Annotated in this window: 22 protein-coding genes; 12 read left to right on the top strand and 10 right to left on the bottom strand. The window is 46.6% G+C overall.

Going from position 1 to position 21,864, the window contains the following annotated elements; all coding sequences use genetic code 11:
- Window positions 1–303: 303 nt before the first annotated feature.
- Window positions 304–1,218, top strand: a complete 915-nt coding sequence (locus ACKA06_RS01925; protein ID WP_197669982.1) for a diacylglycerol kinase — start codon at window positions 304–306, stop codon at window positions 1,216–1,218.
- Window positions 1,219–1,610: 392 nt separating this feature from the next.
- Here ACKA06_RS01925 and ACKA06_RS01920 read toward each other — a convergent pair whose 3' ends face one another.
- Window positions 1,611–1,961, bottom strand: a complete 351-nt coding sequence (locus ACKA06_RS01920; RefSeq protein ID WP_032085478.1) for a hypothetical protein — start codon at window positions 1,959–1,961, stop codon at window positions 1,611–1,613.
- 294 nt (window positions 1,962–2,255) lie between these two features.
- On the opposite strand from ACKA06_RS01920, the gene ACKA06_RS01915 reads away from it, so the two are divergent.
- Together ACKA06_RS01915 and ACKA06_RS01910 are read left to right on the top strand one after the other, a co-directional pair.
- Window positions 2,256–2,561: an antibiotic biosynthesis monooxygenase family protein gene (locus ACKA06_RS01915; RefSeq protein ID WP_032085479.1), complete on the top strand. Its 306-nt coding sequence runs from the start codon at window positions 2,256–2,258 to the stop codon at window positions 2,559–2,561.
- Window positions 2,561–2,932, top strand: coding sequence for a globin family protein (locus tag ACKA06_RS01910; protein WP_064562578.1), 372 nt, complete (start codon window positions 2,561–2,563; stop codon window positions 2,930–2,932). Before ACKA06_RS01915 ends, ACKA06_RS01910 begins: the two co-directional genes overlap by 1 nt.
- Window positions 2,933–3,003: 71 nt before the next feature.
- Here the strand turns inward: ACKA06_RS01910 and ACKA06_RS01905 are convergent, their stop codons facing one another.
- Window positions 3,004–3,165 (bottom strand): hypothetical protein, encoded by a 162-nt coding sequence (locus ACKA06_RS01905; protein ID WP_411158928.1) that lies wholly within the window; start codon window positions 3,163–3,165, stop codon window positions 3,004–3,006.
- A gap of 64 nt (window positions 3,166–3,229) precedes the next feature.
- Between ACKA06_RS01905 and rlmD the strand changes: the two genes are divergently transcribed.
- A complete protein-coding gene (rlmD, locus tag ACKA06_RS01900) occupies window positions 3,230–4,603 on the top strand; it encodes a 23S rRNA (uracil(1939)-C(5))-methyltransferase RlmD (protein ID WP_032085481.1) in 1,374 nt (457 codons plus the stop codon).
- A 68-nt stretch (window positions 4,604–4,671) separates the two neighbouring features.
- Here the strand turns inward: rlmD and ACKA06_RS01895 are convergent, their stop codons facing one another.
- Window positions 4,672–4,788, bottom strand: a complete 117-nt coding sequence (locus ACKA06_RS01895; RefSeq protein ID WP_411158927.1) for a hypothetical protein — start codon at window positions 4,786–4,788, stop codon at window positions 4,672–4,674.
- A 12-nt stretch (window positions 4,789–4,800) separates the two neighbouring features.
- Here ACKA06_RS01895 and ACKA06_RS01890 point away from each other — a divergent pair, with 12 nt between their 5' ends.
- The 3 genes from ACKA06_RS01890 to ACKA06_RS01880 all read left to right on the top strand — a co-directional run bounded on the left by ACKA06_RS01890 (window position 4,801) and on the right by ACKA06_RS01880 (window position 6,034).
- Window positions 4,801–5,295 carry a spermine/spermidine synthase domain-containing protein gene (locus tag ACKA06_RS01890; protein WP_197669986.1) on the top strand — a complete coding sequence of 165 codons (495 nt, stop codon included), beginning with the start codon at window positions 4,801–4,803 and terminating at the stop codon, window positions 5,293–5,295.
- Window positions 5,296–5,368: 73 nt separating this feature from the next.
- A complete protein-coding gene (locus ACKA06_RS01885) occupies window positions 5,369–5,599 on the top strand; it encodes a helix-turn-helix domain-containing protein (protein ID WP_032085482.1) in 231 nt (76 codons plus the stop codon).
- Window positions 5,600–5,839: 240 nt separating this feature from the next.
- The gene (locus ACKA06_RS01880; protein ID WP_032085483.1) at window positions 5,840–6,034 is read left to right on the top strand and encodes a YwbE family protein; all 195 of its coding nucleotides are present in this window, start codon (window positions 5,840–5,842) and stop codon (window positions 6,032–6,034) included.
- Window positions 6,035–6,139: 105 nt separating this feature from the next.
- Here the strand turns inward: ACKA06_RS01880 and ACKA06_RS01875 are convergent, their stop codons facing one another.
- The 3 genes from ACKA06_RS01875 to pxpB are packed head-to-tail and all read right to left on the bottom strand — an operon-like array spanning window position 6,140 to window position 9,065.
- Window positions 6,140–7,324 carry an NRAMP family divalent metal transporter gene (locus ACKA06_RS01875; protein ID WP_064562563.1) on the bottom strand — a complete coding sequence of 395 codons (1,185 nt, stop codon included), beginning with the start codon at window positions 7,322–7,324 and terminating at the stop codon, window positions 6,140–6,142.
- Between the two features lie 35 nt (window positions 7,325–7,359).
- Window positions 7,360–8,361: a 5-oxoprolinase subunit C family protein gene (locus ACKA06_RS01870; RefSeq protein WP_032085484.1), complete on the bottom strand. Its 1,002-nt coding sequence runs from the start codon at window positions 8,359–8,361 to the stop codon at window positions 7,360–7,362.
- Complete coding sequence (gene pxpB / locus ACKA06_RS01865) at window positions 8,358–9,065, bottom strand: 5-oxoprolinase subunit PxpB (protein WP_411158926.1); 708 nt, start codon at window positions 9,063–9,065, stop codon at window positions 8,358–8,360. The genes ACKA06_RS01870 and pxpB overlap by 4 nt, the downstream gene beginning before the upstream one ends.
- Window positions 9,066–9,391: 326 nt before the next feature.
- Here pxpB and ACKA06_RS01860 point away from each other — a divergent pair, with 326 nt between their 5' ends.
- On the top strand, window positions 9,392–10,552 hold the full coding sequence (locus ACKA06_RS01860; RefSeq protein WP_052011266.1) for an MFS transporter: 1,161 nt from the start codon (window positions 9,392–9,394) through the stop codon (window positions 10,550–10,552).
- A gap of 380 nt (window positions 10,553–10,932) precedes the next feature.
- Window positions 10,933–13,677: a GTP-binding protein gene (locus ACKA06_RS01855; protein ID WP_411158925.1), complete on the top strand. Its 2,745-nt coding sequence runs from the start codon at window positions 10,933–10,935 to the stop codon at window positions 13,675–13,677.
- Window positions 13,678–14,261: 584 nt separating this feature from the next.
- Here ACKA06_RS01855 and ACKA06_RS01850 read toward each other — a convergent pair.
- Genes ACKA06_RS01850 through ACKA06_RS01835 form a run of 4 tightly spaced genes read right to left on the bottom strand, consistent with a single transcriptional unit; the run spans window position 14,262 to window position 18,085 of the window.
- Window positions 14,262–14,798, bottom strand: coding sequence for an RNA polymerase sigma factor (locus tag ACKA06_RS01850; RefSeq protein WP_411158924.1), 537 nt, complete (start codon window positions 14,796–14,798; stop codon window positions 14,262–14,264).
- 30 nt (window positions 14,799–14,828) lie between these two features.
- Window positions 14,829–16,829: a DUF6449 domain-containing protein gene (locus ACKA06_RS01845; RefSeq protein ID WP_411158923.1), complete on the bottom strand. Its 2,001-nt coding sequence runs from the start codon at window positions 16,827–16,829 to the stop codon at window positions 14,829–14,831.
- A complete protein-coding gene (locus ACKA06_RS01840; RefSeq protein ID WP_411158922.1) occupies window positions 16,801–17,703 on the bottom strand; it encodes an ABC transporter ATP-binding protein in 903 nt (300 codons plus the stop codon). The genes ACKA06_RS01845 and ACKA06_RS01840 overlap by 29 nt, the downstream gene beginning before the upstream one ends.
- A complete protein-coding gene (locus ACKA06_RS01835; protein ID WP_198258846.1) occupies window positions 17,696–18,085 on the bottom strand; it encodes a GntR family transcriptional regulator in 390 nt (129 codons plus the stop codon). Before ACKA06_RS01835 ends, ACKA06_RS01840 begins: the two co-directional genes overlap by 8 nt.
- A 269-nt stretch (window positions 18,086–18,354) precedes the next feature.
- Between ACKA06_RS01835 and ACKA06_RS01830 the strand changes: the two genes are divergently transcribed.
- The 3 genes from ACKA06_RS01830 to ACKA06_RS01820 all read left to right on the top strand — a co-directional run bounded on the left by ACKA06_RS01830 (window position 18,355) and on the right by ACKA06_RS01820 (window position 21,819).
- Window positions 18,355–19,143, top strand: a complete 789-nt coding sequence (locus tag ACKA06_RS01830; protein WP_411158921.1) for an ABC transporter ATP-binding protein — start codon at window positions 18,355–18,357, stop codon at window positions 19,141–19,143.
- A gap of 3 nt (window positions 19,144–19,146) precedes the next feature.
- Window positions 19,147–20,769, top strand: a complete 1,623-nt coding sequence (locus tag ACKA06_RS01825) for a hypothetical protein (protein ID WP_411158920.1) — start codon at window positions 19,147–19,149, stop codon at window positions 20,767–20,769.
- A 237-nt stretch (window positions 20,770–21,006) separates the two neighbouring features.
- Window positions 21,007–21,819, top strand: coding sequence for a ZIP family metal transporter (locus ACKA06_RS01820; RefSeq protein WP_058299079.1), 813 nt, complete (start codon window positions 21,007–21,009; stop codon window positions 21,817–21,819).
- Window positions 21,820–21,864 lie beyond the last annotated feature (45 nt).

Genomic DNA, 21,864 nt, shown 5'->3' with positions numbered 1-21,864 from the left:
ATCAGCGGAGTTAACATCATTAACTTAGTCGCCGGTCTTTTGTAATAAATCAAAGAGCCAAATGTCATAAAACCTTCTTTTATTTCATCTAATTTCATTAGATTTTTTTTCGGAAAAGAGTTATGATATGGAGCGGTAGATGCTTGTTTGAAGAAAGGCATCTATTTTGCCATTTTTAAACAAACAGCAGGAATCAAAGCCATATTGCATGTAAACACTTATTTTAATATGATGTTAAAAGATGGAATTCTAATATAATCTCCGAGATCGGGTAATTCAAACTAAAGATTAGGATGATGGGGTATGAAACGCGCAAGAATTATATACAATCCTACTTCAGGCCGGGAGCTTTTCAAAAAGCATCTTGCCGAAGTGTTGATTAAATTGGAACAGGCAGGATATGAAACATCCGTGCACGCAACGATCTGTGAAGGCGATGCAACAAAAGCGGCCCAAATCGCTGTAGAACGGAAATACGATATCGTCGTCGCAGCAGGCGGGGACGGAACGCTGAACGAAGTGGTGAACGGACTGGCGGAACAGGACTATCGTCCGAAGCTTGGCATTGTGCCGATGGGGACGACCAATGACTTCGCGAGGGCCCTTCATATTCCGAGGGACATCGGACAGGCCATTGATGTCATCACGAAGGGTGATTCCATCCCTGTCGACATCGGCCGGATGAACGAACGTTATTTCATCAATATCGCAGGCGGGGGACGTATCACAGAGTTGACGTATGAAGTCCCAAGCAAGCTCAAGACGATGATGGGACAGCTTGCCTATTATCTGAAAGGCATTGAAATGCTGCCATCGATCAAACCGACGGATGTATCGATCGAATATGACGGCAAGCTTTTTGAAGGCGAAGCGATGCTGTTTTTAATCGGATTGACCAATTCAGTTGGAGGATTTGAGAAGCTCGCTCCTGACGCTTCAATCAACGACGGCTTGTTCTCGCTTCTAATTTTGAAAAAGACAAACCTGGCGGAGTTCATCCGTATCGCTACGCTTGCCGTCCGCGGTGAACACGTGAAAGATCCGAACGTCATTTACACACAGGCGAACCGTATCAAAATCCATGCGAAGGAAAAAGTGCAGCTGAACGTGGATGGTGAACTCGGCGGCGTCCTGCCGGCTGAATTCGAAAACTTATACCGCCACCTGGATGTATTTGTCCCGCTGGACAAGATCCGCCCTGAAGATAAGGCGATTTGAATGTGAAAAGGAATGCCCGTTATTGCGGCGTTCTTTTTTTTATGGAGTTAGAGGTTTGGGGGGGGGTGTGGACGTTGATTTGTGGAAGTATTTGGTAATTGACGGAATTATTTTGAAAATTCAAAGATTATCGGGTGAAATTAAAAGATTTTCAACTGGAATTAAAAGATTATTGAGGTAAAATCGAAGATTATGGCCATAAATCGAAAGAATCACAATGAAAGCCGCGTCCCGGCGTCATTAAAACAACCAAAAACGATGAAAGCCCCGCCCCGGCACCGTCAAAACAATCAAAAACGATGAAAGTCCCATCCCAGCATCAGCAAACAACCAAAAAATGGCCCCCCGATACCAACCTCGGGAAGCCGATTTCCATTTTCACCACAAAATCTCTATTGAACCAATAAAAACACCAAAAACACAAGCGGAAACCCGACTAAAAAGCCCCACCCGATCTGCTGCTTATGCCGGAAAGGCAATTTCCTCACGATGAACGAAAGTACATGGGCAACCATCACGAATACGAACGCCCATATCAGCTGGCCGACGACGAATACGAATAGATAGGACAGGATGGATTGACTGCCCAGTACAAGTGAGAGGCCGAATCCGATGGTCAAGGTTAAAAAGGTGAGCCCCATCAAGATATAAGGGAGCCACCAGCGGCGTGATTTTAAAGTAAAAAGCACACCGAGGAACACATTCCCCACCAGGATCAGGTTTACTAAGATGTCTGGATTCATATGATCTACCTTCTTTTATATGTTCTTTTTTGAAGTCATTATTTTAAGAAAGAAATATACAGCATTCCCTATTTCCTTTTGAGTAAATCTTGAAACGAGGTAAGTTTTGACAGGGTGCAGAGCTGGTCTCTCTTAAAATATCTTTCTATACTAGCAACTATCTCTGATTCTTTTCAAGCGATAACATGGATCTTCCAGAAATCGTCATGAAGAATAGTTTCCATGTGAACCCCGTTGTGTTACAGTGGGAAAAAAGCTTGTCGGCAGCAAAAAGCCAGGAGAGGGGTGGATTTCATGTATATCGTACATTCAACATTCGCTGTACCGGATGATAAGGCGGATGAGGTCATATCCATTTATCATTCGCGTTCGGGGCTCGTGGATGAAGCAGAAGGATTTCAGCGGTTCCTGCTTCTCCAGAATGAAAAGAAGCCCGGCGAAATCACCGTGCATATGGAGTGGGATACGAAGGAACATTTCATGACATGGATACAAAGTGGAGATTACAAACGGATTCATGAGCTTGAAAAAAAGTATCCTGATAAAGATCTTGCATCAATCATCCCGTCGATTGATAAGTATAAGGTGGTGGCTTACTGATGGATATTATGTACAAACCTGTCATAGACAGCGCCGTAAAGAAGCTCTATGAACGTTATCCCGAGCTGCTTGAGAGATTCGGGGAAATCGGTATGCAGAAGTGTTACGAAGATAACGTACACCATTTTAATTACCTTAACACGACAGCGGCGGCGGGTGATGAAAAGATCTTCGTCGACTATGCATTGTGGCTGAACAATGTACTGATCAGCAGGGGCATGAAATCCGATCATTTAATCGATAATTTCCAGTGTATCGTTGAAGCCCTGGAAGAGAGCGACATCGAAGAAGCCGGCCGCTTTCAGGTGTATCTGAATGCCGGAATCACGGCGATCCGCGAAAATGATCTGGCATCGCAGCTAAGATCGTAGAATACGTGCAAGGACATCGGAGACGGAATGTGTCCGGTGTTTTCTTTTTGAATAAAAAATAAGTGTGTATGCTATCCAGCTCCGGCGGCTGCAGGCTTGAGGTCAAAAGCTAAATGGTCCAGGATGGCCAAAAGCTCCTTCACGGTCCATCCATCATATGCTTGTCTGGTCGAGCCGCCTGCGCATTTCGGGTTGTCGAGCTCGGTCGGCTGGCACTTCGAAGTGTATTTCAATTTGACTGACCCGATGTGGTACAATCAGTAGAGTCTAATTAGGAAGCAGAAAAGGAAGATCATAATGAGTAAAAAAGCACCTGTTCAAAAAAATGATTATATAGATGGCGCCTATTTCGAGGATTTGACGCATGATGGGAACGGCGTGACGAAGGTGGACGGCTACCCTTTATTCGTTCCCAATGCGCTGCCTGGTGAAGAAGGCACGGTGAAGGTCGTAAAACCAAGTAAAGGATACGGGTTCGGGCGTTTGATGGAACGGACGAAGGAAAGTCCTTACCGCCAGGAACCTCCGTGTCCAATTTACAGGGAGTGCGGCGGCTGCCAGATCCAGCATATGACCTACGAGGGCCAGCTCAGAGCGAAAGAGAAGAATGTACGCGATGTGATGCAGCGGATTGGTAAGCTTCAAGACGTCAAGATCCATGAAGTGCTTGGGATGGAAGAGCCCTGGAGATACCGGAATAAAGCACAGGTGCCTGTCGGTGAAAAAGACGGGCGCTTTGTGGCAGGCTTTTATCAGAAGCGAAGCCATGAAATCATCGATATGGACAAATGCATCATCCAATATGAAAAAAATGATGAAGTGATCCAGCACGTTAAGGATATCTGTCAAAACCTCGACATACGTCCATATGATGAAAAGAAACATAAGGGGACGCTCCGCCACATCATGACCCGCACGGCATATACGACAGGGGAGGTCATGGTCGTCCTTGTTACGAGAACAAATGAGCTTCCTCATAAGAATGAGATTGTGGAAGAGCTCGTCCGGAATATTGAAGGATTGAAATCCATCATCCACAATGTGAACGGGAAAAAGACGAACGTGATCATGGGTGATACGACACGCGTCCTCTGGGGCGAAGAAGTCATCCACGATAGGATCGGAGACGTGAAGTTTGCGATTTCTGCCCGGTCCTTCTATCAGGTCAACCCTGAGCAGACGAAGGTGCTGTATGACAAGGCACTCGAGTACGCAGATCTCAAAGGTGAAGAAACGGTCATCGATGCATACTGCGGAATCGGGACCATCTCGCTTTTCCTGGCCCAGACAGCAAAGAAAGTGTATGGAGTGGAAATCGTCCCGCAGGCGATTGCCGATGCAAAACAGAATGCGGTCCTGAACAATATGACGAACGTTGAATTCAAGGCAGGACCGGCAGAAGTCGTCATCCCTGAATGGTATGATGACGGGATCAGCGCCGATGTGCTCGTCGTCGATCCGCCGAGAAAAGGATGCGATGAAGCACTTCTCGACACCATCCTCACCATGAAACCGAAAAAGGTCGTATATGTTTCCTGCAACCCTGCAACATTGGCACGCGATCTGCGCATTTTGGAAGACGGCGGGTATAAAACAACTGAAATCCAGCCGGTCGACATGTTCCCGCAGACGATGCACTGTGAGGCAGTCGCGAAAATAGAATTGGTATAATCAAGAAGAGAGGCCGGGGGCTTCTCTTTTTTTAGGTTTTAGAGGACAACGGAGGTTGGACTGCGTATTCAATCCTCACGGAGGGCCAATCTTTTGATCGTCAAATCACTTTGTCCCCGCGTAACTTTTAATGAATTCACTTTGTCTGGTTTTAAGGCTGATAACAGATACTGGATTGATTTCAAAGGGTCGACTGAATGGCCGCAAGTATATCCGTCGATGGCGGCAAATCCTTTCTTATTAAGAAAAATAAGAAGATGTATGATTTGATGATCATAGACTTTCCCGATCCAACAAATGAACTCCTGGCAAGTTTGTACAGCAGGGAGCTATTTGAAGAGTTCTATCATTTGCTGAATGAGGATGGATTGCTTGTATGTCAATCTAATGCCCTGGACGCCACCCCCCCGGTATTTTGGAGTATCGGTTTGACCCTTGAACAAGCGGGGTTTCATACGAAACAGTATCACACGATCATCCCTTCTTTCGGTGATTGGGGATTCCAGCTGGCTGCAAAGAAAGAAATCACTTTAAAGTTCCAGAAAATAGAGGTCCCCCACCGCACCCTGCCCAGAGAACTCACAACTCTATTCGCATTTCCCCCAGCCTACGAAGAGTATAAAAACAAGGCCATCATCAATTCTGAATCTAACCTGAAGCTCCATGAAATTTTCAGGATGGAAAACATTTAAGAGAGGCATGCAGCTGAATAGATTGCGGGTTATGCTATAATAGTGAAAAATATTCATTATTGAGGCGAACCATATGTATCTCACAATCGCAGAAACAGCAGAATACCTTTCCCTGCCCGAATCGTATATAGAAGCTTTGGTGCATGATAATAAGATAAGATCGGTTCATGACGGAGAGCAGTATTTGATCTACCGTGAACAATTCAACCAGCACCTCGAACAGATGGAAAAAGCGAAAAAACAACTGGCCGAATACCTCAGCGAGCCGATTCCGGAGGATCCGGATGTGAAGGATGAGGATTGATCGAGTATAAGAGGAATCATAGGAGACAGAGCTCAGAAAAACAGGATCGATGATTAAGTAATTGCTCCAGATTTAGATTTATTACGCCTAAATTAGGATTATTGCGCTAAAATCGAAATATTTGCGCCGGAATCCCCGGAATTGCGCCTCTTTTTCATTTATTGCGCCACTTGTCGAATTTTCTTTCATACACACTTTAATCAGAACCCGCCCAAAATAAAAAAAAGACAGGAGAATTCCATGAACGGACAACAGCGAGCAAATATCAAACCAGGACTTCAAGTTGAAATCGTACTGAAAAAAGACCAGCGTACCGGGAATCTGACCCAGGGGGTCGTAAAAGACATCCTGACAAATTCGGCCAATCATCCCCACGGCATCAAGGTCAGGCTCGAGGACGGCCAGGTCGGAAGAGTAAAGAACATATTATCTTAAACATTTCAAAAAAGGACAGCCCCTCGATCACGAGAGGCTGTCCTTCTTTCTTATCATAAAATAGCCCCAAACCGCTATAGGATTTGAGGCTTTAATGATGGCTGGCTAAAACAACTTCGGCAATTCATTGATCATCGTATATACACCCATATACGACATGGCCACCACGATGATGAGGCCGAATACCGTCAGCCAGACCGGATGTTTGTAATCGCCGACGATTTTTTTCTTATGTGCTGCAAGGAGCATGACCCCAAGGGCGATCGGCAGGATCAATCCGTTCAGCGCACCGACGAGAATCATGACGGCAACTGGTTTACCGATCGACACAAACACGAGTGTCGAGATGACGATAAAACCGATGATCAGCCATTTATGGTATTTTTCCAAAAGAGGGCTGAAGGTTCGGATGAATGATACGGACGTATAGGCAGCCCCGACCACGGATGTGACGGCAGCTGACCACATGACGATCCCGAACATTTTATATCCGATGTTTCCGGCAGCAAGATTGAAGACGGATGCCGGCGGGTTTGACGGGTCAATTTGCAGACCCTGCGCAACGATTCCGAGCGAAGCCAGGAATAAGAAAATGCGCATGAGGGAAGCGATCCCGATGGCAGAAACAGAGCTTTTCGTAATTTCAGGAAGAGCTTCCCTGCCCGTGATGCCAGCTTCGAGCAGACGGTGTCCGCCCGCGAACGTGATGTAGCCTCCGACCGTACCGCCTACCAGAGTAATGATGGCCATGAAGTCGATCGTATCCGGCATGAATGTCTTTGTGACTGCTTCTCCGACGGGAGGGCTCGATGTGAACATGACATAAAGGGTAAGAAGAATCATTAAAAATCCGAGAATCTGTGCAAACTTGTCCATCAATCGGCCAGCTTCTTTGAAAAGGAAGATCCCGATGGCGATAAGGCCGCTGAATAAAGCGCCCATCTCGGGGGAAACCCCGAACAATACATTTGTTCCAAGTCCTGCTCCGGCGATGTTCCCTATATTGAAAGCAAGGCCGCCGGCAACAATCAGGAATGCAAGGAAATAGCCCAAGCCGGGGAGGATATCGTTGGCGATGTCCTGGGCCCTTTTTTCAGATATGGCAATGATCCGCCAGATGTTCAACTGGGCCCCGATGTCAATGATGATGGAAATGAGGATGACGAAGCCGAAGCTTGCTGCCAATTGTTCCGTGAACACAGTCGTCTGTGTCAGGAACCCCGGGCCGATGGCCGACGTGGCCATCAAGAAGGCAGCCCCGAGCAATACGCTGAGATTTGAAGTTTTCATGTATTTCTCTCCTTTTCTGCTGATTCTGTGATGGTTTATTTTAGCTTCAGTGCAATCCCCTGCTTAAGATGGCGAAGCTGCTTTTCCCTGTCTATGAGAAGCTTCTGGGCTTCCTCATGGGTGATGACTGTAAAGGATAGCTCTTCTCCCGGTTTTGTCTGGGCGATCAGAGGAAGGTCGACAGAAGCGATCTGGCCGATGCGGGGGTAGCCACCCGTCGTTTGCCGGTCTGCAAGCAGGATGATCGGATTTCCGTCCGAAGGAACCTGGATGGTCCCAAAGGAAACGGCTTCAGATATCATATCCGTATCTTGTTCCAGTTCGAGTGTTGTCCCCTCCAGCCGGTAGCCCATACGGTCGGACTGCGGCGACACTTTGAATGGCTTTTCGAAGAACGCCTGCCTGCTGTCTTCTGTGAAAAGAGGGAACTCGGGTCCTTCCATCACCCTGATAGCCTTTTGTGACCGGTGGATGGAGATGAATTCCGAAGAAATCGACCAGTCGATTTCCGTAAAATGGCCGTCCTCCAAGTAAGGGGTCAAATACTCGATTATTTCCTGTGAATCATCAAGCACTTCACCGGAATGAAGGAGGTCTCCTTCTTTTAAACTGCGGCCGCCATAGCCGCCGATTCCAGCCCGCAAATAGGTGGAACGGCTGTTCATGACAGAAGGCGCGTCAACGCCGCCGGCAAGGGCGAGATATGACCGGGCACCGCTTTTGCATCCGCCGAATTTCAAGGTGGAGCCTTCTTTCACTAGAACGGACCTCCATAATGGGACGGGCTGTCCATCAATGGAAGGGGATAAGTCGCCTCCGCAGATGGAGATGAGGGAGGTCTCCTGGAATTCAAGTACTGGACCGGTAAGGGTCATTTCAATCACCGCTTCGTTTTCATCATTCCCCACAAGCCAGTTCGAAATTCGATGGGCGATCGGGTCCATGCTTCCACTGACGATGACGCCGTATTTTTGATACCCGTATCTTCCGAGGTCCTGTACGGTGGAGAGGAGGCCCGGCTTTACTACATGAATCATGCTTTTCCCTCCATTTCTTTAAATTCATTTTCAGAGATCGAAACAAATTTAATGCGGTCTCCCGCCTGAAGGAGACTTGGGGTCTCTGCATCCGGCTGGAACAATGACAGGGGAGTCCGGCCGATCAGCTGCCAGCCGCCAGGCGTTTCAATCGGGTACACGCCTGTCTGGTCGCCGGCAATCCCCACGGAGCCTGCCGGGATTTTCATGCGGGGTGATTTTTTTCTCGGTGTGGCAAGTTCCGGGTCTAGACCTCCGACATAGGGGAAGCCCGGTGCGAATCCGATCATGTATACAAGGTAATCACCGTTCGTGTGCTTCGATATGACCTCTTCCGTCGTGATTCCGTGGTGGGCTGCCACCTCTTCCAAATCAGGCCCATATTCCCCGCCGTAGCAGACAGGGATTTCTACAACTCTGCCTGAAGCGGAAGTGTGTGCTGCATCCCCGGTAAGCAATTCAGCCAAAATTGAGCAGACTCCTTCATAAGGAAGTTGTCCTTCTCTTTCCTGTAAAACGAGCATCGGATCGTAATATATGGTGACAGTCGTAAAAGCGGGGATGATATCGACCTGCCACTCTTGAGGAGTTTTTTCTAATATGGATGTGACTAACTTTACCTTTTCATGCGTGCCTGCTTCAATTGCATTCCCCAATTGAATGACGACGGCACTGTCTCCCAAAGGCCGTAAAGAATAGTTCAAGCTGCTTCCTCCTTTTGAAAAAATTAATATTTATACAATGATATAAATAAATATTCAAAAATAGATAGTCAAATTAATTTTTCAGAACTTTTGGTCATGTTGTCTATTATAGTATAAATCGATAACTTTTCAATGAGGGAAATCATTGTAAGAAAATAGCAGAAATCTTTGGGGTGAAATGATATCTCTTTTTTTCGGAATGTGCTATTATTTAGTAATTCGAAATAAATTCTTAGAATAGGTTATTCACGTGAATAAATGAATAATAGAAAGGGGGATTTCCTGTGACTAAAACAAAAGAACCTCTATGGACAAGGTCTTTTATTATGTTGATGGTAGGAAATCTTTTTGTGTTCATGTCGTTTCAAATGCTGATCCCGACTCTGCCGCCCTATATCAAGTCACTTGGCGCGTCAGGTCTGGAAATCGGTCTGGTGACGACTTTATTTTCAATCGGGGCGGTTTTGAGCAGGCCGTTCATCGGCTTTATGCTTGAATATAAGGATCGGAAGCCATTGGTCATCATCGGGGTGGTTTCATTGCTGCTCATTACGGTGATCTATCCACTTTCTTCGATCGTCGTGATCTTTTTGATGTTCCGGTTTGTGCACGGTCTTGCCTGGGGCTGGTCGACGACCGTCAACGGGACGGCTGCCGTCGATGTCGTGCCGAAATCCCGCCTTGGTGAAGGGATGGGCTATTACGGATTGTCGATCACCATCGGGATGATCATCGCACCGAGTCTCGGAATCTATCTGTTTCAAGTGACGACCTTCACGAATCTGATTATCACGTCCAGTGTCCTTGGTGTTATTGCCATCATCCTGCTGGCCCTGGTCCGTTATCAGACTCCGGCAGTCGTGAAAGAAACAAAGAAGGAAGACCTTAAATTCTCATATATGGGTTCGCTGATTGAAAAATCAAGCTGGTTCCCTGCATTCATCACGATCATGGTCACATTCGGCTACGGCTCGATTGTCACCTTCATCGTCATTTTCGGGGAAGAGCGCGGTATACAGCATATCTTCCTGTTTTATTTGTTCAATGCCATCATGGCTTCCATTTCAAGGCCGGTTGCAGGGAAGTGGTTTGACGACCACGGTCCAAAGGGACTTGTCCTTTTCTGCATAGCAATCACATTTGCAGGCATGTGGGCATTATCATTCGCCCACTCGGATGCATTGATCATCGTATCGGGAATCCTCTTCGGAGTGGGATTCGGCTCGCTGATCCCTACACTCCAATCATGGACACTCTCGATGACCCCGGATAACCGCAGGGGAGTGGCGAACGGAATGTTCTTCTCTTCCATCGACCTAGGCATCGGCCTGAGCGGACTCGTATTTGGTGTCCTTGCCCAATTCGTCGAAATCGGGATCCTCTTCCAGATCTCAAGCTTCTTCCTCGTGATTGCATTCATCGTGGCAGTCATGCAGGGCCGTAAGCAACAAAAGCGGAGGCGGCTTGCTCAGGCCCGACAAGCATAAGAAGAATCGGCCGGGAAGGCGTTCTATGCCTTCATGGACGATTCAGCTTATGACCTCGAGGGACTAGCCGCCGGAGCTGGATGAACCAAAAGCGGAGGCGGCTTGCTCAGGCCCGGCAAGCATAAAAAACAGAGTTTACACCTTCATAAAAGGTGGTAAATATTTAGGACTATTCAGTTTTCGAAAGGGTGTAGCCTTTTTGTAACGGGTAGTCCTTTCTTGTGTAATGAAAGTGAGTCGAATGAATCACGGAATAAAGAATCAATTAGAAAATGAAAAGGAAATGAAACTTTATAAGGGTGAAATTCTGATAGAATGATAGCAATAGACTAGTCTGTGAGTCCTTTTTCCAAGAGGGATCACATATATCGGAGGACATTATGACTGAAGAAAAATTATTGATGGAGAAGTCGTTTTATGAAACTTTTTTAATAGACAATGAATCAACCCTTCATCCTATTGAAGTGCTGGGGGCTGCGTTTGTGGAGGAGCAGCAGAACGAACCCTACGACCTGACGTACATCCGCTATGCGCAGGGTGAGGTGTATTTTCACAGCAAAGATTATGAAGCGGCCATCTTTAAATGGGAGAGCGTCCTTAACGAGCTCGAGCCATGGGCCAAGAAGAACATCGCCGATTCGTATTATGCACTGGGCATGCTTTCTTCAGCGGAGGATGTCTACACAGGCATCTCGACCGAAAATCCGGTGCTGACGATGGAGATTTCCCTTCAACTGTTCCATCTCTATATCGAAAGAAGCAAGCTGAAGTCGGCGTATCGCATCATTGAAAAAGCGCTCGGCATCGACCCTGATTATCCGCATGTTTCCCAACTTGCAAAAACGTTTTATGAAGAACAGCAGGACTGGAAAAATACAGTCGGCCTTGCTGTGGGCGAATCGATCCGGACAGGCAGTGAAATATGGTTCCGCTCCCTGCTGGAGTATGCGGAAATGGGATATACGTCAGTATACACACCGAATTATTTCTACGATGTGCTGATCGCCGTCTATGAAAAAGACCGTCCGTTGTTCAGGGATCTTGTTCAGAGCTTATGGACCTCATTCAGGGAAGTTCCGGAGACTCATATTGAATGGATGGCCACGGTGAACACAATCTTTGAATATGTGGAACCGGAAACCGGCGAACGCTGGGGAGAGATCTCGTCCGAGTTCCAGAATGCCTATCTTCACTTCCTGGAAGAAGGGTATCTGGTAAAAGAAATCGAAGGCTTCATGCCTGCTCTATTGGCCAACTGGCTGAAAATCAGCAAGCAAGAGCAGCCGCTGTTTGCATCGGCAGCAGTGATGGCCTGGAGTGACGTCTTTGCTTATTCCATGGATCCCGAGGTTGTAGAAGAAGCGGAAAGGCTTCTCCTGCAAGGGGAATATCCTGCTTTCAAAATGGAAGAGACCCTGCTCCTGTTGAATAAAATCATCAGCTGGTCCGAGGGGAACGGTGCACCTGTCTCTTATAAAACGAAGTGGATCGCCGAGCAGCTCCTTGACACAAGCCAGCAATACCTTGTGGTTGCGGGCAGCGAATCCAGCGGTAAATCTTCCTTTGTACAATCCGTGCTTGGGGAAAGCGTGGGTGAGGCAGAGCATGCGACTGTCGTATACAGATATCACCGCGACCAGGTCGAAGTAACCGAGGTCCATGAGCGCGGTGCGGAGAAAGTGGAAAGCATCGCTGACTTCGAGGAGTTAATGGAGAGGGAATCATTCGTCGAGTACCGGCTGCCTTCCGATTTCCTTCAGAAGAATGGAAGTGCGCTGATCGACGTACAGGCTAACAGCAGGGGAATGAAAGATCTGACTTCCTTCTATCCCGCTGCAGACGGCCTTCTCTATGTGCTGAATGCAGACGCACCATTCAATGCTGAAGACCGCAAGACACTGAGGACATTGAAGGAGATCGGTCAGCACGTAAATGTCCATTTCCTTTTGAATAAGATGGATAAAATCGACCATGCCGGCCATTCTGAAGAAATCATTGAATCGGCCCGTACCAAAGCCAGGGAATGGTTCCCATCTGCTGAAGTGCTTCCGTATTCATCACTTGAAGCGGTACACCTTCAGCAGCGCGATGTGGAAGCATTTTTGAAAAATCATTACTTCCATAATCCGGGCGAGCTGAAGCGTGAGCGGAGAGTGAAGCTTTTCTATCTTGTTAGGAAAACGCTGAAAGATTTATTCTCCCAGCGAAAGAATCAGGAGCTTGGTTTACAAGAAGCAATCGAAAAAAATAAAGATATCCTTGTCCGCCTGAACGGCTTCCATACTTACCTGGAAGACATGCAACATGATAAAACAAAGGATATAAAAGATTCTTTCCGCAAAAAGAAAGAAGAGATGAAAAAAGAAATCTCGAGGAAAGTCCCTGAGATCCTGAGCGGTTGTTCGGATCTGATCACGGAAGAAAGTGACTTCAGACAGATTCACACCGAGTTGAATGAAGCAATGAACGCCAGGATCCAATCGTATATCCAGGAAGATCTCATGCCGCGCTACATGATCTTACTGGAAAACTGGCTTCAGTCCTCAAGGCAGGAGCTGCAGGACGGCCAGGACTATTTACATGAAATGAGCACCACCTTCAATGAGTTATTCGGTAAAGACCGCGTTGTCCTGCAGTGCGATTTCCAAGTCGTCGACGACTGGAAAAGGGATGTAAGCAGGATGGGAACCAGGGCGCAGATCGATAAGGAGAATATCCTTCTCAAGTTCAAGCCCGGTCAGTTCCTGCTGAAGAGTGCCGGCAAATTATTCGGAGGGATCCCTCAGAACAAGAACCTGCTTCACACTCAGTACAAACGCTACCTGGAAAACGAAGATTATTCAGAAACTGCCGAATCGGTCGCGAACAAGTTTTTCGTCCAATTCGATTTGTTTGAAAAATCACTGGACCAGGACATCCAATCATTCTTTGCAGAGCCGTTCAATCAGCTTGATCTTACGATTAAAGAGACAGAAGCAGAAGTGGCGGCAGAAGAAGAGACATTGAAAAAAATGAAAGAACATCCGGAACGCTATTTCGATCCGATTACCCTGTTCGAAGTGAAATTGCTTCATGATGAGTACAGGATGAAGGCAGGGGCAGGGAGTACACGTCCGTCTTATTGATCTGAATAGTGGGAAGAGCCGATTCGCTTTTGGTGAATCGGCTTTTTGTTGTTTTATAGGGAGAGAAGTGGACCGGGGAGGAGGCTGGTGAGGTGTTTTTGGGTGGATGGAATTTGGGTGTTTTTAGTAATAGATGAAACTAACTTCATCAGAGCAGTTGAAAATTGGTCATTTTTGGTAAGTGACGGAATTAATCCTGAAATTCGAAGATTATCCATCAGAATTCGAAGATTAATGCCTGGAATTCAAAGAAAAAGTCCAGTTTTCGAAAGATTATACACCAAAATTAAAAGATTCCACCGATTCCCGCAGTTCCGGCAGCAACGTGATAGCCTCATTGAGCTCACAACGTTGATTACACGCCAACCTGCATTGCAATCAATACGCACACTGCCTCAAAAATGCCGATAACGTCAATAAAACCACAGCAAACCTCAACAAAACACTAATCACGCCCAACCACCGGTTACAGACGCAGCTCGGTCCACCCCCGCAACGCCAATTCCCCCCATTCAGCCCCTAATTAAAATAAAAACCCCCAAAGCGACGCACGCTCCGGGGGTTCTACCCAATAATTCAACAAATCAAGCTGTCTTATTCAATAATACATTCAACTGTTTCCTCGCCCGGTGGTACCGGGTCTTGACCGTGGCAGGATTAAGGTTGAGCCTGCGGGCGATCTCCTTATCACTGAGACCGTGGATTGCTTTTAACCGGAGGACTTCCTGCTGCGCAGCAGGAAGCATCCCGATTCCTTCTTCAATTTCTTCTTCCAACAGGTGAAAGTCGACTTCGGATTCTACCAATCTGGCTTCACGCGAGATAAATGGAGAATCATAGGTTTCCTGATCGTCGACCAGCTCTTCCCGGCGCTTTGATTCCTTCCGGATGAAGTCGATGGCTGTCCGGCTGGCAATCGATGAAAGCCATCCCTGAATCTTTCTGAAATCAATCAAGGTGTCCCATTTCCGGTATGCTTTCATGAACGTTTCCTGTACGATGTCTTCTGAAAGATGGGCATCCTTCGTCAGTTTATAGGCGATGTGATAAATCAATCGGTGAAATTGAATATATACATCCTCGAATGTTGGGGATTCAATGTGTATGAGTTTGGCACTCACTGGATATCACCTCGATTCTTTCTCATTACATTATTCAAGAGCTTGTTTTACAAAGGAAGGAGCGTCTTCTTCGGTCAGGCCCATCACTTCGACATGCTGCTGTCCTTTGTATTTGATGCCGACGAGATACGGATTTTGCTGTCTTTCATAGCTGAGCTTCTCCAGTATTTCATTCAGCTTTTCTTTTTCATTAATCTCAAGTCCGGTTCCTTGTTCCTTCAGTTTAGGGAAGATGTCGCCGGGGTAATCTGCTTTCATCAATTCACGAGTATGTTCTTTTTTATCAATGACATAGATCCAATCGATGTCATCCGCTGTCACTTTGATTTTCTCCAGGTATCCTTTATCGCGAAGCCATTGTTCAAATTCATCATATGTGTTGCGGATGCTGATGCCTGTTCGCTGGTTATTGGATAACAGAACCTCAACGGAGAATGTGCTCAATCTGTTTTGATCGTCGAAGCTCTCATTATAAATCTCTTTCTTTAAGATATCGATTGCTTCTTTGATTTCTTCAGGGTCAACAATCGTGACCGCCTTACCAACGGTGTATTCCTGGTGAAGCGTCAATTTATCGATTTTCTCTTCATCGATGTGGAAGATGTCGTTCGTCGCTTCTTTGTATTCCCGGGTTTCGTATAAAGCCGAGTAATACTCTTCCAGATCACCTTGCTCGATTTCGTAGCTTCGGACCAGCGTACTTCCGTCTTCCATTTCATAGTAAAAGAATGCAGGCATCCGCTCGTAGTAGCCCGCGGGCGCTTCTCCCTTTTCAATGATCGCTTTGTGCAGATTACGTACGGTCTTGATGGAAGCGGCTTCTTTCAGCATCGGATCGCGTTTGATTTCGGGAACGAACCCGTTCTCGCTGCTCATCATGATCTCACTGTCGCTGTTAAATAAGTCATAATAGCTGTAACCGACATACGCTTCCTTGATGCTACCTGCTTCAGGTACTTTCTTTTCATATTGAAAAAGGTCGAATTGGAACAGGAATGAAGCGGCGCCGATCACAAGCAGGTAAACGACGTATCCTTTCCAGTGGTGAAAGACCCTCCAATGCTTTTGTAGAATCATTTCCGCAACATAATAACCGATCAGGGCTCCAACGACATATCCGAACCACATCCAGTAGCCTTGACCCTGCACTTCAGTGAAATACATACCGCCGACAAGCATGGCACAGAAAGTCACGCTGTATTTAAAAATCGGCTGAAGGATTTTGAATGTGATTGGCTGTGATGCTGTCTCGATTTTTCTATTTTTATAGAGTAGAAGAGCGAGTACATAGAATAAAATCGTCAATCCTGCATAAATCAGTGCGTCCCATCCCGAAATCATTTTGTTTTCGAGCATGGCCGCCTTGACGATCGGAGAATATTCTTCAATTTGGATGTTGTAATAGTATTCGGTCGGATAGCCGAACAAGATCTGCTTCAGGCTGAAGGTAACCAATAAGAACATTCCTGCCGGCAATAACAGAATGATGTAGGTCAGCGCGCCTTGCACCGCCGAAAGGCCTGTAACCATGGCGATGAACGTTCCCGTCAAGAAGAAAAGGAAAGACATCAGCAGTGTGATTCCGGCCCAGGCGAAGATGTCTGCTGCATCAATGTAAAGATTGAGTTCAGTAATCCAATAGAGTCCCAGAAGGAATAGTGTATTCAGCAGGATCGGAATCAGCAGGATGCCCAGTCCAGTGAGCAAAGCATGATGGAAAATCTTGTCCCGTTTAATCGGCAGACTGTGAATGAAATCCGCCGGGTGTTTTACGTGCAAGTAGCGGAACAGAAACACTGCCAGTAACACCGGGATAAGGAACAGCAGCCCCATTTGAATCGGATATTGCATTTTAAAAAGATTTTCATAGATATTGTTGTAATAAGTAAGATTTGGGTTCGTCAGTTTACCCAGGATGTCAATCGGAAGCGCAAACAACAGCCCGATAAAATAGACGATTCCCAGCCAGCCTACACTCCGCAGGCTTTGCATGATTAGTTCCTTATTGATCCAAGATGTTTTGGATGGCATATCCAACATCCCCCATTTCATATATAAAGATTTCTTCCAGTGTCAGCGGCAGTAAGTCGAAAATGACCGGATGGTAGGAACGAATCAGGCGTTCGACCTCTTCATGTTCACCGCGTACGATACATAATAGTACACTGCCCCTCGTTTCTTTATGAAGGACATCCAGTTCATTGAATAGTCCGACGGGGACTTCCCCTTTAAAGGCGAGCTGGATTTTATGGATGCCTGATTTGAGGTCATCGAGTTCTTTTTCAAGCAGGAACCTTCCTTGATGCAGGATGGCGATATGGTCGCAGATATCCTCGACCTCTCTCAGGTTGTGGGAGGAAATCAGGATCGTCATTTCCCTCTCGGCCACTTCTGTAATCAGTACATTTTTTAATTTCTTTCTGACAACAGGGTCAAGTCCGTCAATCGGTTCGTCCAGCACCAGCACATCGGGCTTGGCAGACAGGGCGAGGATAAAGGAAGCCTGGCGCTGCACCCCTTTTGAGTACTTATGAAGCTTTTTATTGGAATCGATTTCAAAGAACGCGGTCAGCTGATGATAATACTCATCATCCCAGCGGCTGTACGTATTTTTATAAAATTGAGCCATCTGTTTCAGTGTATAGTGGGTAAAAAAGAACGGCTGATCCGGAAGGAAGACGACTTTTTCCTTGATCGCGGTCTTTTCGAATACCGGCTGGCCATCCACCGTGATTTCTCCTTGATCTGCCTTTAAAATCCCGGCAATCGTCCGCAGTAACGTGGTCTTACCGGCACCATTTGATCCGAGTAGTCCGTATATGGATCCCTTTTCAATGGAAAATGAAATATTATGAATGATTTCGGTTTTGTCAAACGCTTTACTGACACCTTTAATCTCAATCATCAGCTTGATTCCCCCCGACTGATGCCTCGATTTCGGCGATCATTTCTTTTAAATCTTCAGCGGTGATCCCTAAATAAAGGGCTTCCGATAAGAGTCTTGTAAGTTCTTCTTTCACTTTCATGATTTTCTCCGCATTTTGGATGTGACTTGAAGGATTGACAAAGCTACCTCTCCCTTTCACTGAATAAATATATCCTTGAGATTCAAGTTCCCTATATGCTTTCTGGATTGTGTTTGGATTGATCGTCAGCTGCTGAGCCAATGTACGCACTGACGGGAGCTGCTCATCCGGCTTCAGCACTTCGTTGATGATCAGTTCTTTGAGCTTTTCCACCAATTGTTCGTAAATGGGCTTCCGGCTTCTTAAATCGAGTTCAAACATATCCACCCTCCCAACTGTATACAGTGTACTATCTGTCTTAATACAGTTAAAGTATATAACATGTTCTTCCATTTTAGAAGAGTTTTTTTGGGAAAATTTTCGGGGAGCGTGACAACGGTGATGATTTCCGCGGCCGGCGTGTTGAAATATTTTAAATATCGCACCCAATATCCTTTGGAATCCGTCCAATATCATAAGAAGGTACATATTCCAAATAAGGTAACTTATGTTAGCGTGGAAAAATACTGCATAAGGAAAGAGGGGACATCATGCAAGAGAGAGAAGAGCCGATATTGTTGATTAAAGGGCTGCGGAAGAGATATGGAAGCAAGGAAGTGTTGAGAGGTGTCGATCTGGAGGTGCATAAGGGTCAGATCATTGGATATATCGGGCCGAACGGGGCAGGGAAGAGTACGACGGTCAAGATTATCCTCGGTCTGGAGGAGGGGTATTCCGGAGAGGTGCGTCTTTTTGGTGAGAATATTTCTTGCCAGTCGGCAGCGTATAAAAAGAGGATTGGATATGTACCGGAAATGGCCGACTTGTATGATAATCTGACAGCCGAGGAATATTTGACGTTCATCGGTGAGCTGTACGGGCTTGAGCCGGATATAGCCGGGGAGAGGGCTGGAAAGTTGACTGCTTTATTCGGGCTGGAGGAAGTCTATCAATCTCGCATCGCATCCTATTCGAAAGGGATGAAGCAGAAGATCCTGATCATATCCAGTCTCCTGCATAATCCCGACATTCTGTTTTTTGATGAGCCGATCAACGGACTTGATGCCAACTCGGTCATGGTCTTTAAGGAGCTTCTTGCCCAGTTGGCTGCTCAGGGAAAAACCATATTCTATTCTTCCCACATCATGGATGTCGTCGAAAAGATCAGCAGCCGGATCATTCTTTTACATAATGGTTTGATTGTGGCGGATGGCAGTTTCGAAGAATTAAAGAATACGAACAGTGAAGGGACGCTGGAGGAAATCTTCAACCAACTGACCGGTTTCAATGAACATAAAGAAACGGCAGAGAAGATTGTTTCGGTTGTCCAAGGGGTGTAGGGGATGAAGGAATTTCATACACTTCTGTTTCTGGACTGGTTCCGGGTGATTTTTGAAAAAATGGGCTTCGACTACCGAGCTTTACGGAGGATCCTCCAGGTGAAATTCACTATGGACCAGCGGCGGGTCCCGACGATCTTTCAACAGCAGGGAAATAAGGGGAAAGAGTCCAAGGATGAGAACCGATTTATCAAATCGCTTTGGATTTATGCCCTGTTTGGATTGTTCCTCATCCCGTTTGTCTTGATGGGGGAAAATTATATTTTTCAGATGAGCATCAGTTTTGCCGTGATCATGTTTATCATCATGATGTCGATGATTTCTGATTTTTCGGTTGTCATCTTGGACATCAGGGATAATAATATTCTGTTCACAAAACCGGTGGAGAAAAAGACGATCAGCCTGGCGAAGTCCATACACGTATGTGTATATCTGTTCTTTTTGACCGGAGCTATGACCGTCATCCCGCTGATTGTCGCGTTGATCAATCAGGGGTTTTGGTTTTTCCTCCTGTTCCTGGTCGGGATCATCCTGTCCGACATCCTGATTGTCGTATTCACCGCACTCCTTTATTATCTTATCCTGAAATATTTTGACGGGGAGAGATTGAAGGATATCATCAACTATGTCCAGATCGGCCTGTCGATCGGGCTTGCTGTCGGTTATCAGGTCGTCGCCACATCCTTTGAATTGGTTGATCTGCAGGTGAACTTCACCGCAGAATGGTGGCAGATCTTTTTCCCGCCGATGTGGTTCGGTTCCTTATTTGAGTGGGTATTAAACGGAGCGGATAATCCTTTGATCATCCTGTTCTCGGGTCTGGCCGTTTTGTTTCCATTTGCTGCATTGGCTCTTTATATCAAAATCCTTCCCTCCTTTGAGAGGAATCTGCAGAAACTCAATTCTCATGGGGGAAAGAAGGCAAAGAAGTCCAATTTGATCGGAAAAAGCCTGATGAATCTCATGTGCAGCAAGGAAGAGCGTGCATTTTACCAATTTGCACATTATATGATGAAGAATGAGCGGGAGTTTAAACTGAAGGTTTATCCCGGACTCGGATTCGCAATCATCCTGCCGTTTATTTTCATCTTCAACTTTTTGAGGACGTCTTCTTTTGACGACCTTTCTGTAAGCATGGTGTACCTCTCCATCTATACAAGCCTGACCGTCATCCCGACGGTCGTGATGCAGCTTGGATATTCAGGAAAATACAAAGGGGCGTGGATCTATAAAGTGGCGCCTGTGGAAAAGAATGCACCGATCCACAAAGGGACCCTGAAAGCGTTCCTGGCAAAACTTTATATCCCATTGTACGTGGTGATGGCGGTATGCTTCCTTTATCTGTTCGGCCTTAAGCTGCTCCCGGAGCTCATCATTGTCCTGATCAGCGCGCTCATCTACACGGTTGTTTGTTACAAGCTGCTGAGCAGCGGTCTTCCGTTTTCGGATAGTTTCGATGGGGTAAAACAAAGCGACGGCTGGAAGGTGCTGCCGTTTTATATCATCATCGGTGCATTTGTCGGCCTTCATTTTTTGGCAGTGAAAATGAATTATGGTGTGTATGTCTATTTGCTTCTCCTGTTGGTTGTGAATTTCTTTGTATGGAAATTTTCGTTCAAGGATTGAGATATGGACGGAACATAATTGAGGTGCATAAAAAACAAAGAGCTGGGCATCCCTGTATGGGTGCTTAGCTCTTTGTTTTTGAGGGAAGTATATGGAGAGGATAGACACAATCTGGAGCGGATGTCATATATATAGGAATGCAGACATTTGAGTTTACGCTTAAACATTTCCTTTGACGAAGAAAGTTTCCTTGATGCAAAATAGACGTATCAGAAAAAAGATGGGAGGAACGGGTATATGATGGATTGGTTTACAGCATTGAATCCGACCATGCAGGCGCTGCTGGGCGGAACGATGACGTGGGGACTTACAGCGCTCGGAGCGGCCACGGTATTTTTCTTCACGAAAATCGAAAAACACACGATGAACATGATGCTCGGATTTGCGGCAGGGGTCATGATTGCGGCGTCCTTCTGGTCGCTATTGGCGCCGTCCATAGAATTCAGTGAACAGAACGGACATATTCCATGGCTCGCACCGGCAATCGGATTTCTGCTCGGAGGAGTCTTTATCAGGCTTCTTGACTTCGTGGTTCCCCATCTTCATCTCGGTAATGCCCAGGATAAGGCGGAAGGACCGCAGACGAAGTTCAAGAAATCGACGCTCTTGTTCCTGGCCATCACTCTTCACAACATCCCTGAAGGCCTGGCCATCGGTGTCGCCTTCGGGGCTGCGGCGCTCGGAATCGGTGATGCAACGGTAATCGGAGCCCTCGGTCTTGCAATCGGAATCGGAATCCAGAATATGCCCGAGGGGGCTGCGCTCTCAATCCCATTACGGGGAGAAGGAATGTCACGTGCGCGTGCTTTCAATTACGGCCAGCTTTCTGCCATCGTGGAGCCGATCTCAGCCGTCCTCGGGGCGGCCGCCGTCATCCTTGTCCAGCCCATCCTGCCCTATGCACTGGCATTCGCGGCAGGAGCGATGATCTTCGTCGTCGTCGAAGAGCTCATCCCCGAATCACAATCCTCCGGAAGCACCGACCTGGCAACGCTGGGTCTGATGGCCGGGTTTGTTGTGATGATGATTTTGGATGTTTCGTTGGGGTGAATTAATTATAGTTTGTTAATGAGGTGTGCAGGTTGGGCTGCACGC

Source organism: Rossellomorea oryzaecorticis (assembly GCF_045897515.1).
Taxonomy (GTDB): domain Bacteria; phylum Bacillota; class Bacilli; order Bacillales; family Bacillaceae_B; genus Rossellomorea; species Rossellomorea enclensis.
This window is presented reverse-complemented; position numbering and strand designations above follow the sequence as displayed.